This is a genomic window from Mycobacterium sp. EPa45, assembly GCF_001021385.1.
GTDB lineage: Bacteria > Actinomycetota > Actinomycetes > Mycobacteriales > Mycobacteriaceae > Mycobacterium.
Map to the genome: position 1 here is coordinate 2,921,267 of NZ_CP011773.1, position 15,872 is coordinate 2,937,138.

At 66.8% G+C, this 15,872-nt stretch carries 9 protein-coding genes; 4 read left to right on the forward strand and 5 right to left on the reverse strand.

Translation table 11 applies throughout. The features are described from left to right. Positions 1–11 precede the first annotated feature (11 nt). Together ilvA and AB431_RS13855 are read left to right on the forward strand one after the other, a co-directional pair. Complete coding sequence (ilvA, locus tag AB431_RS13850; RefSeq protein WP_047330405.1) at positions 12–1,304, forward strand: threonine ammonia-lyase IlvA; 1,293 nt, start codon at positions 12–14, stop codon at positions 1,302–1,304. A gap of 43 nt (positions 1,305–1,347) precedes the next feature. Continuing rightward, positions 1,348–1,617: a DUF4242 domain-containing protein gene (locus AB431_RS13855; protein WP_047330406.1), complete on the forward strand. Its 270-nt coding sequence runs from the start codon at positions 1,348–1,350 to the stop codon at positions 1,615–1,617. Between the two features lie 4 nt (positions 1,618–1,621). Here AB431_RS13855 and AB431_RS31480 read toward each other — a convergent pair whose 3' ends face one another. Continuing rightward, the gene (locus tag AB431_RS31480) at positions 1,622–4,522 is read right to left on the reverse strand and encodes a helix-turn-helix transcriptional regulator (RefSeq protein WP_047330407.1); all 2,901 of its coding nucleotides are present in this window, start codon (positions 4,520–4,522) and stop codon (positions 1,622–1,624) included. A 151-nt stretch (positions 4,523–4,673) separates the two neighbouring features. Here AB431_RS31480 and AB431_RS13865 point away from each other — a divergent pair, with 151 nt between their 5' ends. Then, positions 4,674–6,056, forward strand: a complete 1,383-nt coding sequence (locus tag AB431_RS13865) for an FAD-binding oxidoreductase (RefSeq protein WP_047330408.1) — start codon at positions 4,674–4,676, stop codon at positions 6,054–6,056. Here the strand turns inward: AB431_RS13865 and treZ are convergent. From treZ to AB431_RS13885, 4 genes are read right to left on the reverse strand one after another with little or no spacing between them, the layout of a single operon-like run. Beyond that, positions 6,049–7,767 (reverse strand): malto-oligosyltrehalose trehalohydrolase, encoded by a 1,719-nt coding sequence (treZ, locus tag AB431_RS13870; RefSeq protein WP_047330409.1) that lies wholly within the window; start codon positions 7,765–7,767, stop codon positions 6,049–6,051. The genes AB431_RS13865 and treZ overlap by 8 nt on opposite strands. After that, positions 7,760–10,063 (reverse strand): malto-oligosyltrehalose synthase, encoded by a 2,304-nt coding sequence (gene treY, locus AB431_RS13875; protein ID WP_047330410.1) that lies wholly within the window; start codon positions 10,061–10,063, stop codon positions 7,760–7,762. Before treY ends, treZ begins: the two co-directional genes overlap by 8 nt. Positions 10,064–10,080: 17 nt before the next feature. After that, positions 10,081–12,225 carry a glycogen debranching protein GlgX gene (gene glgX, locus AB431_RS13880; RefSeq protein ID WP_047330411.1) on the reverse strand — a complete coding sequence of 715 codons (2,145 nt, stop codon included), beginning with the start codon at positions 12,223–12,225 and terminating at the stop codon, positions 10,081–10,083. A 41-nt stretch (positions 12,226–12,266) separates the two neighbouring features. Continuing rightward, positions 12,267–14,408 carry an acyltransferase family protein gene (locus AB431_RS13885; RefSeq protein WP_047330412.1) on the reverse strand — a complete coding sequence of 714 codons (2,142 nt, stop codon included), beginning with the start codon at positions 14,406–14,408 and terminating at the stop codon, positions 12,267–12,269. A 127-nt stretch (positions 14,409–14,535) separates the two neighbouring features. Between AB431_RS13885 and AB431_RS13890 the strand changes: the two genes are divergently transcribed. Then, positions 14,536–15,828 carry an adenosylmethionine--8-amino-7-oxononanoate transaminase gene (locus AB431_RS13890; RefSeq protein ID WP_047330413.1) on the forward strand — a complete coding sequence of 431 codons (1,293 nt, stop codon included), beginning with the start codon at positions 14,536–14,538 and terminating at the stop codon, positions 15,826–15,828. The last annotated feature ends 44 nt before the right edge of the window (positions 15,829–15,872 follow it).

The following is a 15,872-nucleotide window of genomic DNA, read 5'->3' on the forward strand; positions in this document are numbered from 1 at the left end:
ACCATTGATCGGTGTCCGCTGAACTGAGCCAGGATTCTCGAAGGACGCCGCTGAGCCCACCTATCTCAGCGGCCGACATCGATGAGGCCGATCAGCGAATTTCCGACGTGGTCAGTCAAACCCCGCTGCAGTACAGCGACCGGTTGTCGCAGGCCACCGGCGCCGACGTCTACCTCAAGCGCGAGGATCTGCAAAGAGTGCGGTCCTACAAACTGCGCGGCGCCTACAACCTGCTCAAACAGCTCACCGACGCCGAGATCGCCGCCGGGGTGGTGTGCTCGTCGGCCGGCAATCACGCGCAGGGCTTCGCACTGGCATGCCGGCTGATGGGCGTGCACGGCCGGGTCTACGTGCCGGCCAAGACCCCGAAGCAGAAGCGCGACCGCATCCGCTACCACGGTGGCGAGTTCATCGACCTGATCGTCGGCGGCGCGACGTACGACCTGGCCGCCGAGGCGGCCCTCGACGACGTCGCCCGCACCGGGGCCACGCTGGTCCCGCCGTTCGACGATGTGCGCACGATGGCCGGGCAGGGCACCATCGCCGTCGAGATCCTCGCCCAACTCGACGCCGAACCGGACCTGGTGGTCGTCCCGGTCGGCGGCGGCGGCTGCATCGCCGGCATCACCACCTACCTGGCCGAGCGGACTTCCAACACCGCCGTGCTCGGTGTCGAGCCGGCCGGCGCGGCATCGATGATCGCGGCGCTGGCCGCCGGTGGCCCGGTCGACCTCGAGCACGTCGACCAGTTCGTCGACGGGGCCGCGGTCAAGCAGATCGGCGCGCTGCCGTATCAGGCGCTGGCCGCGGCCGGTGACATGGTCTCGGTGACGACGGTCGACGAGGGTGCGGTCTGCACAGCAATGCTCGACCTGTACCAGAACGAGGGCATCATCGCCGAGCCTGCCGGTGCGCTGTCGGTGGCCGGGCTGTTGGAGGCCGACGTGGAACCGGGGTCGACGGTGGTGTGCCTGATCTCCGGCGGCAACAACGACGTGTCGCGCTACGGCGAGGTGCTCGAGCGGTCGTTGGTCCACCTGGGCCTCAAGCACTACTTTCTCGTCGACTTCCCCCAGGAGCCGGGTGCGCTGCGCCGGTTCCTGGACGAAATCCTCGGCCCCGGCGACGACATCACGCTGTTCGAGTACGTCAAGCGCAACAACCGCGAAACCGGCGAGGCGCTGGTCGGTATCGAGCTCGGCTCCGCCGCCGGGCTCGACGGGTTGCGGGCCCGCATGGATGCCTCCGGCCTCCACGTCGAACCGCTGGAGCCCGGTTCGCCGGCCTACCGATACCTGACCTGACGCGCGCGTCAGCGTATGCTGGGCCGAACCTCAGGAGGCCGCCGTGCCGTTATTCATGGTCGAACGGAATTACGCCGAGCAACTTGAACCCAGCTTCGACGTCGCCGACGGGATCAACCGGCTCAATGCCGAGGAGGGCGTCCGCTGGCTGTATTCGTTCCTGTCTGCGGACCGGCGGAAGACCTATTGCCTCTATGAAGCCCCGAGCCCCGAGGCCATCCGAACGGCCGCCGTCCGGGCCGGGCTTCCCGCCGACGTCATCGTCGAGGTGACGAACAAGGTGCTGCCGGACGGCTCGTCGGCCGCCATCTGATGTCCTAGTCGAGCAGTTCGCGGTCGGCGGCATACATCGCTGCCTGGGTGCGGTTGGTAGCACCGGTTTTCAGCAGGATGCTGCGGACGTGGTTTGCCGCGGTGTTGGTGCTGATGTAGAGCCGTTCTCCGATGGCCCGGTTACTCAGACCTGCCGCCAGTAGCCGTAGCACCTCGACCTCGCGCTCGGTAAGCCCGTCCGGACCGTTGGTGAGCAGCGCGCTCAGCAGGCCGAGAACCCGCGACTGCCCGATAGGCGCAGCGATCGAACGCGCCTCGTCGGCCAGTCTGCGTGCCTCCCTGGGCTGACCACAGGTTGCCGCGAAGGCCGCCTGCCGCGCGAGCGTCTCGGCAACGTGCACCGCCGAACCCATGCGCCGGTCCATCTCCAGCGCGACGGCGAAATGTCGCTCCGCCGAAGCGTTGTCACCGGTGAGGGCGGCTATTCTCGCGAGATATCGGTCGGCACTGCCGAAGATCGCGACGAACTGACCCGACATGATGTTCTTGTTCTCGTAGCGGGCCAGCAGGGGGCGCAGCGCGTGAAGTGCTTCGACATCGCAGAGCTCCAATGCTGCTTCGACCATGAAGACCAATTCCATCGGCCACTGCGCGTATCCGGCTCGTTCCTCGAGATTGCGACTCATCAGCTGGGTGAGCGCCCGGTTCATCCCCGCCTCACAGCCGAGTTCGGTGTACAGGGCCAGCATTCCCGGGATCCAGCGGCCCGTGAACGCCTCGCTGCCGTCCAGGAATCCGCTGTAGCGCTTGAGGTCACCGGACTCCCGTCGGAGCATGAACATCTGAACCCCGTAGGAACCCTCGGTGGTGTCGGCGCCGAGCAGGCCGCCGGTACGCAGCGCCACCTCGGCCCATTGCTCGGCATGCTGGAAGTCGCCACGCAGAAAGGCCAGGCCGCCCTGCGCACATGCGCCGACGAAGCTGAAGAAGGGCTGCCCGGATGCTTGTGCAGCACGTTGCATGTCGGCTGCGGACGCCGCCAGCTCGTGGGGCTGACCGGCCTGATAACTGGCCAGTGCACGGAAATGTGACGCCGAGCCCAACGCCTCGTAGTCCCGGCGCGACAGCGCCATCCGCGACAGCTCGCTGGAACGCTCCAACTGACTTTCGCACATGTCGGGGGTGAGGCCGTGCCACAGGCTGGTCTCCAGGGCATGCGAGATCACGTCTGGATCGCCGATCTCCCGGGCGTGCTCGATCGCCAGATTGCTGATGTCGCGTGCCCGCACCGTCTCCCCGGCGAACGCAAGCGCGCGTCCGAAGCTTCCCAGAGCTTGCACGTACCGGGGGTCGTCGGCGGTCAGGCCGCACGACTCCAAAGCCGCTGCCAACAGGTCGGCCGCCTTCGAATCGGCCAGTCCCGGACGCCAATTCGCGTCCTCATAGCCGACCGCCGCCGCCAGCCGGATGAGTGGATCGGCGATCGCACTGATGTTTTCGTACATGCCGCGCGCCCGGGCGAAATCCCCGGCGCGAACGTGATTGGCGGCGGCACTCAGGGTGCATCCGGCTCGCTCCGCCAGGTCCAGTTCCGGAAGCGAGCCGGCCCGCTCGTACCATCTCGCCGCGTCCTCGTACGCCAGGCTGTGCTCGGCCATCCGGGCCGCTTCCCGCGCGTACCGCAACGCCTTCTCGTGATAGCCGAGCACATTCGCCAGCAGGTAGTGGTTGGCCAACCGTGGCACCACCGCTGGATCGGCCCGCCCCTCGAGCGCAATGGCGGCGCGTGCGTGCATGATCCGTAGACGCGAGGCGGGCATCTTGCTGATCACCGCTTCGCGAGTCAGCGCGTGCACGAACGCGAAGTCGTCATCGGAGTCCGGCACCGCCCGGATCAAACCCAGCGCTTCCGCTGAATCAACCGCTGCCAGTGTGACGGTGACATCCGTTTCGCTACCGGCGATCAGAGCCGGCAGGTCGAAAGTCTCACCGAGGACCGCAGCCTGTTCGATGATCTCCTGCACTGCGGCACCCAGTCCGGCCAACCGGCTGGCGATGGCATCGCCAATCGATGCCGGGACGGTGTGGTGTGAACTCAACGAGACGAGCCCGCCGTGCGTGTGTAGGTCATTGCACAGTTCGGTGAGGAAGAACGGATTGCCGCCGGTCCTGTCGCGCAGCAGCACCGCGGCTGTGCGCGCCGTCGGCGTCGGCAGTTCCTGTGTCCGGGTGACGAATTCGACGATCGCGTCGGTGTCCAGGCCGGCCAGATCAAGGCGCCGCACACCGTCGAACCGATGCATCTCGGCCAGTCGGCCGATGAGTTCGTCGGATCGGTCGGGCGGTGTCGTGCGGAAGGTCGCCACAATCAGCAGGGGCACGTCGGCGCAACCGGCGACCAGGTGCTCGAGCATCGCCAGCGTCGGCGGAGCCGCCCAGTGCAGGTCTTCGAGGATCAATGCCACCGGACGGTCGACGGTCAAGCGGCGCAGGAACGTCGTCAACGCATCGAAGAGGCGCCGGCGTCCGGCCCCGGACTCGTCAGGCGCGAAATCGTCGGTCACATGTCGATCCACCCGGCGGGACAGCAGCCGCAGCTGCGGCCCACAGTCCTCGAGCGGCTCAAGGAGGCAACCGGGCGGGCCGGTGTCCAGGAAGCGGTCGAGTGCTTCGGCGAACGGTTCGTAGGGGACACCGCCATCGGCGGCCGAGCTGCCGACCAGCACCGCGACGCCGTGATCGGAGAGTGTGCCGGCGATTTCAGCGGCCAGTCGTGACTTGCCCGCGCCGGGTTCCCCGCCGATGAACACCACTTGACGTACACCGCTGGAGACCCGTTGCCAGGCCTGCTCGAACGCGGCCAGCTCCACCGCACGACCCACGAACGGGCCGCGGCGGCGGACCAGCAGTTCTGCCGGGAGCGGCGGTGGCGTCCACTGCGCCATGTGCACAACGTAATAGCGCTGCAGCCACCCGGTCGATAGTCAGATCTGACCATTGTGGCCGCGACCCGGAAATGCTTGGTTGTGGTCATGACGCGTGACCTGAGCGCGCTTAGCGTCGGTGCATCGGTGTCACAAGCAAGGAGATGACGGGATGAGCATTATCGATGCGAGCAGCGGTACTGCAAGCCGGCTCGGTGGCGAGGTTATCGTGCCCGGCGACGCGAAATACGACGACGCCCGGGCCGTGCACAACGCCATGATCGACAAGAGGCCCGCGGTGATCGTTCGGTGCGGGTCGATCGAGGACATCGTGGGAGCGCTCGATCACGCGAGACGGTCCGATCTCACGATCGCGATCCGCGGCGGGGGCCACAACGGTCCCGGCTTCGGCACGGTCGAGGGCGGCATCGTCATCGATCTGTCCCGGTTCAACCGCGTCGATGTCGATCCCGACGCGCGCATCGTGCGGGTCCAGGGCGGTGCGACGTGGGGTCAGGTGGACGCCGCAACGCACGCCTTCGGGTTGGCGACGCCGTCCGGGATCATCGCTTCAACGGGTGTGGGTGGCCTCACGCTCGGTGGCGGCCACGGCTACCTGTCCCGCAAGTACGGCCTGACGATCGACAACCTGCTCGAAGCCGAGGTCGTCCTCGCCGACGGCCGAATCGTCACCGCGTCGGAGTCCCAGCACCCCGATCTGTTCTGGGCCTTGCGGGGCGGCGGCGGAAACTTCGGAATCGTCACCTCGTTCACGTTCCGCCTGCATCCGGTGCACACCGTGATCTGTGGACCGACCGCATGGCCGGGTGCTGCCACCGCGGACATCCTCAGCTGGTACCGCGACTTCCTGCCGGCCCAGGACGACGATCTCTACGGGTTCTTCGCGTCGATGACCGTTCCGCCGGCCGAACCGTTCCCCGCCGACTTCCACATGCAGAAGGCGTGTGCGGTGGTGTGGTGCTACTCCGGTGACCCCGGGCGGGCCGAGGAGGTGTTCGCCCCGGTGCGCAAGATGGCGCCGGCGTTCGACGGTATCGGGCAGGCGCCGTATCCGGCCCTGCAATCCACCTTCGATGCGTTGTATCCCAAAGGGCTGCAGTGGTATTGGCGGGGTGACTTCTTCCGGACGATTTCCGACGAGGCGGTGGCCGCCCATGCTGCGTTCGGCGAGCAGCTGCCGACGATGCATTCGACGATGCATCTGTACCCGATCGACGGCGCTGTCCATCGGGTGGGGCCGACCGACACCGCGTTCGCGTATCGGGACGTCAACTTCTCCCAGGTGATCGCCGGTGTGGACCCCGACCCGGCGAACGCCGAGACGCTGAAGCGCTGGACGGTGGACTACTGGGACGCCACCCATCCGCATTCGGCGGGTGGGGCCTACGTGAACTTCATGATGGACGAAGGCCAGGATCGGGTGCGTGCCACATACGGGCCCAACTATCAGCGGCTCACCGAAGTCAAGGCGCAGTACGACCCCGACAATGTGTTCCACGTGAACCAGAACATCGCGCCGGCGAACGCTATTTAGTCACCACCACGGAGTGGCCCGGCAGTTGGGTGCCATGCGCGCCCACACCGGGATCACCCCAGGCCAGCACGACCGCGCCGGTGACCGGCACACTGACCGGCTCCTCGCCGAGGTTGCAGGCGATCGCAACGCGGCCGCGCCGCAGCACGATCCAGCGTTCGTCCTCGTCGTAGTCGATCACCAGGTGCGCCAGCCACGCATCGGCCATGTCGGGCTCCTCGCGCCGCAACGCGATCAGCCCCCGATAGAACGCCAGGAGTTCCGCATGCCGGCCTTCATGAACCTCGTCCCACTTCAGCTTCGAGCGAAGGAACGTCTGCGGGTCCTGCGGATCGGGGATGTCGTCGGCATCCCAGCCGTGGTCGGCGAATTCGGCCTTCCGCCCCTCGGCGGTCGCCTTGGCCAGCTCGGGCTCGGTGTGCGAGCTGAAGAACTGGAACGGGCTGGACGCCGCCCACTCTTCACCCATGAAAAGCATTGCGGTATAGGGTGATCCGAGTGCGAGTGCGGCCTTGATGGCGAGCTGGCCGTAGTCGAGGTTCTGCGACGGCCGGTCGCCGGTTGCGCGATTGCCGACCTGGTCGTGCGTACACGTGTAGGCGGTCAGCCGGGTCGCCGGGATCAGCGTCTTGTCCAGCGGCCTGCCGTGCCTGCGGTGTCGGAACGACGAGTAGGTGCCGGCATGGAAGTAGCCGTTCTGCAGGGTCGAGGCCAACGCCGACATCGAGCCGAAATCGGCGTAGTAGCCCTGTCGTTCGCCGGAGACCGCGGTGTGGATGGCGTGGTGGATGTCGTCGTCCCACTGCGCCGTCAGGCCGTACCCGCCGCGATCGCGCGGGGTGATCAGCCGCGGGTCGTTCAGGTCGCTCTCGGCGATCAGCGACAGCGGTCGGCCCACAACCGCTGACAGCGAATCGGTTTCGGCGGTCATCTCCTCGAGGATGTGAATTGCGGTGTTGTCGACCAGGGCGTGCACCGCATCCAGCCGCAGGCCGTCGGCGTGAAAGTCACGCATCCAGCGCAGCGCGCAATCGAGGATGTAACGGCGCACCTCATCGGCATCGGGGCCGGCCAGATTGATGCCCTCACCCCAGGGATTGCTCACCGACGACAGGTAGGGTCCGAACTTCGGTAGATAGTTGCCCGACGGGCCCAGATGGTTGAACACCGCGTCGATCAACACTCCGAGCCCGCGGTTATGTGCGGCGTCGATCAGGCGCACCAAACCGTCCGGGCCGCCGTACGGTTCGTGCACCGCGTACCACAGCACCCCGTCGTATCCCCAGCCGTGGTCGCCGTTGAAGGCGTTGACGGGCATCAGCTGGACGAAGTCGACTCCGAGATCCACCAGGTGGTCCAGTTTGTCGATCGCGGCGTCGAAGGTGCCCTGCGGCGTGAACGTGCCGGTGTGCAGCTCGTAGATCACCGCACCCTCGATCGAGCGGCCCGCCCACAACTCATCCGACCATTGCGCCGCCGAGGCGTCCCAGAGCTGCGACCGCTCGTGCACCCCGTCCGGCTGGCGCGCCGACCGCGGATCGGGCAACACCGCCGGGTCGTCGTCCAGAACGAACCCGTACCGGGCGTCCGGTGCGGCGTCGACTTCGGCGCGCCACCAACCGTCGTCGTCGGCGGTCATGTCATGGAGCTGTCCGTCGACGTCGACGCGCACACGCTTGGGCAGCGGTGCCCACACCGCGAATTCAGGCATCTGATCTCTCCAGCAGGATGACGGGCAGCTCGGCGAACAGGTCACCGGCCGGTGTCGGACCCGTCCAGCTTGCGCCCGTCAGCCGGTCGGTCCACACCCCCTCCGGAAGCGGCAGAGCCGTGTCGCCCCAGCCGTCGTGGTGCAGGCGGACGGTCCAGCGGGTCACCGCGACCAGAACGTCCACACCTCGTTGGAACGCCACGATGTGCGGCGCGGCGACGCCGGTGGCGAGCAGCGGGCGGTAGTCGCCGGACAGGAACGCCTCCGGGTGATCCCGGCGGGCGTGCAGCGCCGCTCGGACCACGCGAATCTTGCTGTGCGACAGGCGTTCCAGCTCGGCGCCACGCACCGAGTAGTCGACCGGCCTGCGGTTGTCGGGGTCGACGAGGCTGTCTTCCCACAGCTCGGTGCCCTGATAGACGTCGGGGATGCCGGGGACGGTCAGCGCCAGCAACTTCTGCCCGAGCGCGTCGCCGTGTGCGTGCGGCTCGAGCTGAACCACGACGCCGGTCATCTCGGTGGCCACCGGACCGTCCAGGATGGCGTCGAGCCAGGCGTGCACTCCGTCCTCGAAAGTGGTGTCGGGGTCGTTCCACGAGGTATGCCAACCGGCTTCCCGGATCGCCTTCTCGGTGTAGGCGTGCAGGCGCGTCCGCAGTTCGTCGGTGATCTGCCCGTCGGCCGGCCACACCCCGAAGATGTTCTGCAGCAGGAACAACGCCGTCGCTGCGTCCGGGGCCGGCGTGCTGGTCTGCCAGCTGCTCACGAACTCCGCCCACAGTGACGGCACCTGCGACAGCACGCCGATGCGGGCCCTCACATCCTCGCCACGCTTGGTGTCGTGGGTGGACAGCGTGGTCATCGACTTCGGCCACAGCCGCCCGCGGACCGCGGCGCTGCGATGGAACTCGGCGGCGCTGACGCCGAACCGCTCCGGCTCGCCACCGACTTCGTTGAGCGAGACCAGCCGCGCATCGCGATAGAAATAGCAGTCCTCCACCGACTTTGCCGTCATCGCCCCGCACAGCTGCTGTAGCCGCGCGCCCGGCTCGCTGGAGTCGCCGGCCAGCGCGGCCGACACCAGTTCCAGCGGAACAGCAAGCTCCGGCTGGGCGGTAACGGTGTGTGCGATGGCGGTGGACATCACCGTCGCCAGGTTCAGGTAATCCGACCGATACACACCGACATTGGTCAGCAGTGCCGCCACCGCTTGCGGCAACTGCGGGTGATCGGCACCCGCCGTCGCCACGATCGACCGGCAGAGCCGGGCCAGCTCACTGGACAGGGTGTGGGTGGCAGTGTCGATCTTCAACTGCCGCAACAGTTCCGGCGCACCTGCGTAGTCGAAGCCATTGGCATTGACGAGTTCGGTCAGCGCCTCGGCACCGCTTGGGTCGACAAAGACCCCACCGACCTCGCGCAGTACGTCATAGCCGGTGGTGCCGTCGATGGGCAGCGACGGGTCCAGCGGTTCGTCGACGCCGAGGATCTTCTCGATCACGATCCAGGCCTGCGGACCGGTCAACTCACGCAGCCACCGCAGGTACCCGGTCGGATCGGTCAGGCCGTCGGGGTGATCGATGCGCACGCCGTCGACCAGACCGTCGGTGAACCACCGGGCCACTTCGGCGTGCGACTTCTCGAACACCACCCGGTCCTCCTGGCGCAGGCCCGCCAGCGAGGTGATCGAGAAGAATCGGCGGTAGCCGCAGACTCCGTTGCGCCAGCCGATCAGCTTGTAAGCCTGGCGGTCGTGCACCTCGGCCCCGGAGCCTTCGCCCGTGCCGGGGGCGATCGGGAACGCCAAGTCGCCGAGCCGCAGCACGTCACCGTCGACCTTCAGGTCCGCGACATCACCATCGGAGCCCAAGACGGGCAACAGAATTCGGCCTTCGGGGTCGGCCGACCAGTCGATGTCGAAGTACGTCGCGTACGGGGACTGCCTGCCGTGCTGCAGCACATCCCACCACCACGGGTTGCGCTGCGGCTGGTCCACCCCGACGTGGTTGGGGACGATGTCGACGACGAGTCCCAGCCCACGGGCCTTGGCGGCCTCGGCGAGCCGGGCCAGGCCGTCGGCGCCGCCCAGTTCCTCGGACACCGTCGTCGGATCGGTGACGTCGTAGCCGTGGGTGGAGCCCGGGGCCGCAGTCAGGATGGGGGACAGGTAGAGGTGGGAGACGCCGAGGCCGTCGAGGTACTCGAGGAGTTTCTCGGCGTCGGCGAAAGTGAACGCGTCGCCCGCCGAAGCGCCCCGCAGTTGCAGGCGATAGGTGGACAGCACCGGGTAAGCCATAGCTGAGCCTGTTCCCGCTAAGAAGCCTTTTGAAGCACCAAAACCGAGCGAGATGGGACACTGATCGTCTCGCCCGCTTTCACCGTGACATCGGTGCTACCGGTGGCGTCCCAGGTGTCCAGAACGGCCGTCCACGCTTGGGCGTATTCGCTGTCGGGAACGGTGAACTCGATCGCTTTCTTATGGGCGTTGAAGCACAGCAGGAAGGAATCGTCGACGACGCGCTCGCCGCGCAGATTCGGCTCGGGGATGGCGTCGCCGTTGAGGAACACGCCCACGAACTTGAAACCGGAGCCCCAATCCTGATGGGTCATCTCCGTGCCGGCCGTGGTGAGCCAGGCGATGTCGCGTACCTGATCACCGGTGCGGATCGGCTCACCGTCGAAGAAGCGGCGTCGCCGGAACACCGGGTGCGCCTTCCGCAGTGCCGTCACTTTCTTGGTGAACTCGAGCAGCTCGGCGTTGGTCTCCGTGAGGGTCCAATCCATCCAGGACAGCGCCGAATCCTGGCAGTACACATTGTTGTTGCCCTGCTGCGTGCGGCCGATCTCGTCGCCGTGCGCGATCATCGGGGTGCCCTGTGACAGCATCAGCGTGACCAGGATGTTGCGCATCTGCTGATGGCGCAGTGCGACGATGTCCGGATCGTCGGTCGGGCCCTCCACACCGCAGTTCCACGACCGGTTGTGGCTCTCGCCGTCGCGGTTGTCCTCGCCGTTGGCCTCGTTGTGCTTCTCGTTGTAGGACACCAGGTCGGCGAGTGTGAAGCCGTCGTGACAGGTCACAAAGTTGATGCTCGCACTGGGTCGCCGACCGGTCGCCTCATAGAGGTCCGACGACCCGGTGAGCCGGGAGGCGAACTCGCCCAGGGTGGCGGGCTCGCCGCGCCAGTAGTCGCGGACGGTGTCGCGGTACTTACCGTTCCACTCGGTCCACAGCCCCGGAAAGTTGCCGACCTGGTAGCCGCCCTCGCCGACATCCCACGGCTCGGCGATGAGCTTCACCTGGCTGATCACCGGGTCCTGCTGCACGAGGTCGAAGAACGCCGACAACCGGTCGACGTCGTAGAACTCGCGGGCCAGTGTCGAGGCCAGGTCGAAGCGGAAGCCGTCGACGTGCATCTCGATCACCCAGTACCGCAGCGAGTCCATGATCAGCTGAAGCGTGTGGGGATGCCGGGCGTTGAGGCTGTTTCCGGTGCCGGTGAAGTCCTTGTAGAAGCGTTTGTCGTCGTCGAGGAGCCGGTAGTAGGCGGCGTTGTCGATACCGCGGAAGTTGACCGTGGGACCCAGGTGATTGCCTTCGGCGGTGTGGTTGTAGACCACGTCGAGGATCACCTCGATGCCCGCGTCGTGGAACGAGCGCACCATCGTCTTGAACTCGGCCACCGCCCCGCCGGCGTGCTGGTTGGCCGCGTACTGGTAGTGCGGAGCGAAGAAGCCGAAAGTGTTGTAACCCCAGTAGTTTCGCAGTCCCAGATCCAGCAGCCGGTGGTCGTGCATGAACTGGTGTACCGGCATCAGCTCGATGGCCGTCACATTCAGGTTCTTGAGGTGCTCGATGATCACCGGGTGGCCGAGTCCGGCATAGGTGCCGCGCAGCTCCTCGGGGATGCCGGGATGGGTCTGGGTCATGCCCTTGACGTGCGCCTCGTAGATGATCGTCTCGTGGTACGGCGTCCGCGGTGGATGGTCGGAACCCCACTGGAAGAACGGGTTGATCACCACGCTGGTCATGGTGTGGCCCAGCGAGTCGATCATCGGCGGGGTTCCGCCGGAGGCCAGATCGTCGGCTTTGAGGTCATAGGAATACAGCGCCTGTCCGAAGTCGAAGTCGCCGTGGAACGACTTGCCGTACGGATCGAGCAGTAGCTTGCTGGGATCGCACCGGTGCCCGGCCGCCGGATCCCACGGGCCGTGCACACGGAAGCCGTAGCGCTGGCCGGGGGTGACGGTCGGCAGATAGGCGTGCCAGACGAAGCCGTCGACCTCGTCGAGGTTGATGCGGGTTTCGGTGCCGTCTTTGGCGATCAGGCAGAGCTCGACGGAGTCGGCGACCTCGGAGAACACCGAAAAATTGGTGCCCGCGCCGTCATACGTGGCCCCGAGCGGGTACGGGGCGCCCGGCCACATCGTGACCAGCGCGGGTTCGCTCGACGCCATTGTTAGACCTTATCGACGTGGCGCGCATGATGCGCAAGTTGTCACCACCAACCGGTGGCCGACCCCAGCTGCCGGCCCAGTTCGGGGATCAGCGTGCGCATGTACGTCGCGGAGATGTGGTGAGAATCGTGGTAGACCAGGACATTTCCTTCCACCGCGCGGCACACGTCGGAACGGCACACCGCATCACTGAGGTCCAGGACGCGCATCTGCGGGAACTGTGCCAGGAAATCCAGGGTCTGGTTGCGGTCCGAGAGCACGTCGGATCGCTTGATCCCGCACGATGTGGCGTCGCCGCCCTTGGCCAGGCAGTCGGTCGGGAAGAACGGTTCGCCGTTGCGCACCAACCACGGGGTGTCACGCATCGCGAGGATCGGAATGTTGTTGTCCGACAACGTTTGCCAGATCCCGATATACGTGGCGGGCATGACGTCGCCGGGCTTGATGTTCCACGGCCGGGTCGAGGTGGTGAACACAAAGCTGGGGTGGTCGCTGATGAGCTTGGCCATCACCCGGTCATTCCACTCGTGACAATTCGGGTACGGCCGGTTGTCGCCCATTACCAGGGGTTCCTGCTCGGTGGTCAGCGGACAACCCATCTTCAGGTAGGTGACCACCTTGAAGTGGTGCAGCTTCGCCAGCGCGTCCAGGGCGGTGATCCAGTGCTCGGCGTGCGACCCGCCGGCCAGCGCGATGGTTCTGGTCGCGGACAGATCGCCGTAGGTGCAGTTGATGACCCCGACGTTGTCGAAATCACTGATGCAGCCGTCGTTGGTGGACTCGGGCAGGTCGTTCTTGGCCTCGAGCACGGTGGGCCGCATCGGCAGCTTCGGGACCCGGGCACGTTCGGTCAGTGCCCGTGCACCCGGGTAGCCCACCGTAGAGAGCGTCACCAGCTCCTTGCCGTGCGAGCGCTGCACGGTGACGTGCTCTCGCCAGGTGAACGACGTTGCCGTCAGCGCCACCCCGAGCATCGCGACGGTGGTGCCCAGCGCGATCGTCGGCCGGCGGAGGCGGGCGCGCCACGGAATGCTGGGCCGCGGCGTCACCCGTACCGCCGCATCGCGCCGGAAACGCAGGGGCTCTTCGACATACCGCATCGTCAGCCAAGCCAGCAACCCGGAGATGGCGAGGATGACGGCGCCGTCCACGAAACCGGCCCGGCTGCCGTCGGTGTAGGCAAGCCAGAAGATCAGCAGCGGCCAGTGCCACAGATACAGCGAGTAAGCCATCGCGCCGAGCGTCACCAGCGGGGCGGACGACAACAGCCGATTGGGCAGCGGCAGCCGGTCACTGGTCGACGGTCGCGCTTGGCGGTTCGCCGCGGCCAGGATCATCAGCACGGTGGCGCCGACCGGCACCAGCGCCCACGGCCCGGGGAACTCCCGGACCCCGTCGATCAACGCGCCGCAGGAGACGATCGCGGCCAGGCCGACGGTGGCCGCCATCGTGCGCAGCCACATCGGCCACCGGATGTAGGGGACCGCCGCGCCGACGAGGACACCGAGCAGCAGCTCCCACGCGCGGGCGAAGCTGTTGTAGTAATTGGCCATCTGATCGGTGACGTGAAGGATGGCGGCAAAGGTGAATGACGCAACGGTGAGGACAGCCAGCAAAGACACGAATGTTGCACGCAGGCGCCTGGCCAAGCGGCGCCGCAGCAAATATGCGAACGCGAAAATAAGAATGAGGAACGAAATGTAGAACTGACCCTGAACGGACATCGACCAGATGTGCTGCAGCGGGCTGACGGCCTCGCCGGCCCGAAGGTAGTTCGACTCCGTCGCCGACAGCTCCCAGTTCTGGTAGTACGCCAGGCTCGCCAGACTCTGATCAGCAAAGGTTTCCCAGCGCGTCTGGGGCTGTATGAGGATCGTCAAAACGGCTCCGGCGGCAAGCACCACGACGAGCGCGGGCAGCAGTCTGCGGACAAGCCTGCGGATCTCTGGCCAGGGTGACAGCGAAGAGTCGGGATTCAGCGCGGCGCGCAACAAGGAACCGCCGAAGAAGAATCCGGACAGCACCAGGAAGACGTCCACCCCGCCCGAGACGCGCCCGAACCACACGTGGAACATCGCGACCAGGGCGATCGCCAGCCCGCGAAGGCCGTCGAGATCGTGGCGGTAGAACCCCGATTTTCGCGACCCCATCGGTGACGGGCGGGTCGGGCTTAGGGTCAACATGATCGGAACTCAATCTACCCAACCCGGGTATTTCTCTCATCCGCAGCGAACCGCGCGTCGAAGCTACGGATTCCGTTGAGCAAACGCCGACCGGGACCGCCGCCGAGCTCGGCTAGGCTCACACAGCGTGTCGGCGTTGACTCCCAACCAGATCAGCGCGATCGACGCCGCCCACATCTGGCACCCATACAGCACGATCGGTGCGGAAGCCATGGCCCCGGTGGTTGCGGTGGGAGCCGATGGTGCGTGGCTGACGCTGGTTCGCGACGGCGCCGAGGTCCGGGTGCTCGACGCGATGGCGTCCTGGTGGACGGCGGTGCACGGGCACGGCCACCCGGTGCTCGACGCCGCGCTGACCCGCCAGTTGTCGGTGATGAATCACGTCATGTTCGGCGGCCTGACCCACGAGCCCGCGGCGCGCCTGGCGCAGCTGCTGGTCGACATCACTCCGCTCGGTCTGGACACGGTGTTCTTCTCCGATTCCGGGTCGGTGGCTGTCGAGGTCGCGGTGAAGATGGCGCTGCAGTACTGGCGCAGCACGGGCCGCTTCGGCAAGCGCAGCCTGATGACCTGGCGTGGCGGATATCACGGCGACACGTTCACCCCGATGAGTGTCTGCGACCCCGACGGTGGCATGCATTCGCTGTGGACCGACGTGTTGTCCCCGCAGGTGTTCGCCCCGCCGGTGCCGGCCGAGTTCGACCCGGCCTACGTGGCGGCGTTCGAGGCACAGCTGCGCGGGCACGCCGACTCACTCGCCGCCGTGATCGTCGAACCGGTCGTGCAGGGCGCCGGCGGCATGCGGTTTCACGACCCGCGCTACCTGAGTGAGCTGCGCGCGATGTGTGACCGCGCCGACGTGCTGTTGATCTTCGACGAGATCGCCACCGGCTTCGGCCGGACCGGGGAGCTGTTCGCGGCCGACCACGCCGGCGTCAGCCCCGACATCATGTGCGTCGGCAAGGCATTGACCGGGGGATATGTCACCCTCGCGGCGACCCTGTGCACGCTGGACATCGCGCGCACGATCAGCGGCAGCGAGGCCGGCGCGCTCATGCACGGCCCGACTTTCATGGCCAATGCGCTGGCGTGCGCGGTCTCGGTGGCTTCGGTGGAATTACTGCTCGCCCAGGATTGGCGTGGCCGGGTCGTCGAGATCGGCGCCGGGCTTGCCGACGGGCTCGAGGCGGCGCGGGCGCTGCCGTCGGTCGCCGACGTCCGGGTGCGCGGCGCGATCGGGGTGATCGAGACGCATCGGCCCGTCGACCTGGCCGTGGCGACTCCGGTCGCCCTGGACAACGGCGTCTGGTTGCGGCCCTTCCGCAACCTGATCTACGCGATGCCGCCGTTTATCTGCACCCCCGACGAGGTAGAACAGATCACCTCGGCGATGGTCGCCGTGGCCCGTGCACTGGGATAAATGGCGTGACTCCTCACCCCTCGTGCCTCGGTGCTCGTCGTCAC

Coding starts and splice junctions, on each gene's coding strand:
- AB431_RS31480 (WP_047330407.1), bottom strand. CDS start 4,522: ATGGCGCAGTGGACGCCACCGCCGCTCCCGGCAGAACTGCTGGTCCGC.
- AB431_RS13865 (WP_047330408.1), top strand. CDS start 4,674: ATGAGCATTATCGATGCGAGCAGCGGTACTGCAAGCCGGCTCGGTGGC.
- treZ (WP_047330409.1), bottom strand. CDS start 7,767: ATGCCTGAATTCGCGGTGTGGGCACCGCTGCCCAAGCGTGTGCGCGTC.
- treY (WP_047330410.1), bottom strand. CDS start 10,063: ATGGCTTACCCGGTGCTGTCCACCTATCGCCTGCAACTGCGGGGCGCT.
- glgX (WP_047330411.1), bottom strand. CDS start 12,225: ATGGCGTCGAGCGAACCCGCGCTGGTCACGATGTGGCCGGGCGCCCCG.
- AB431_RS13885 (WP_047330412.1), bottom strand. CDS start 14,408: ATGTTGACCCTAAGCCCGACCCGCCCGTCACCGATGGGGTCGCGAAAA.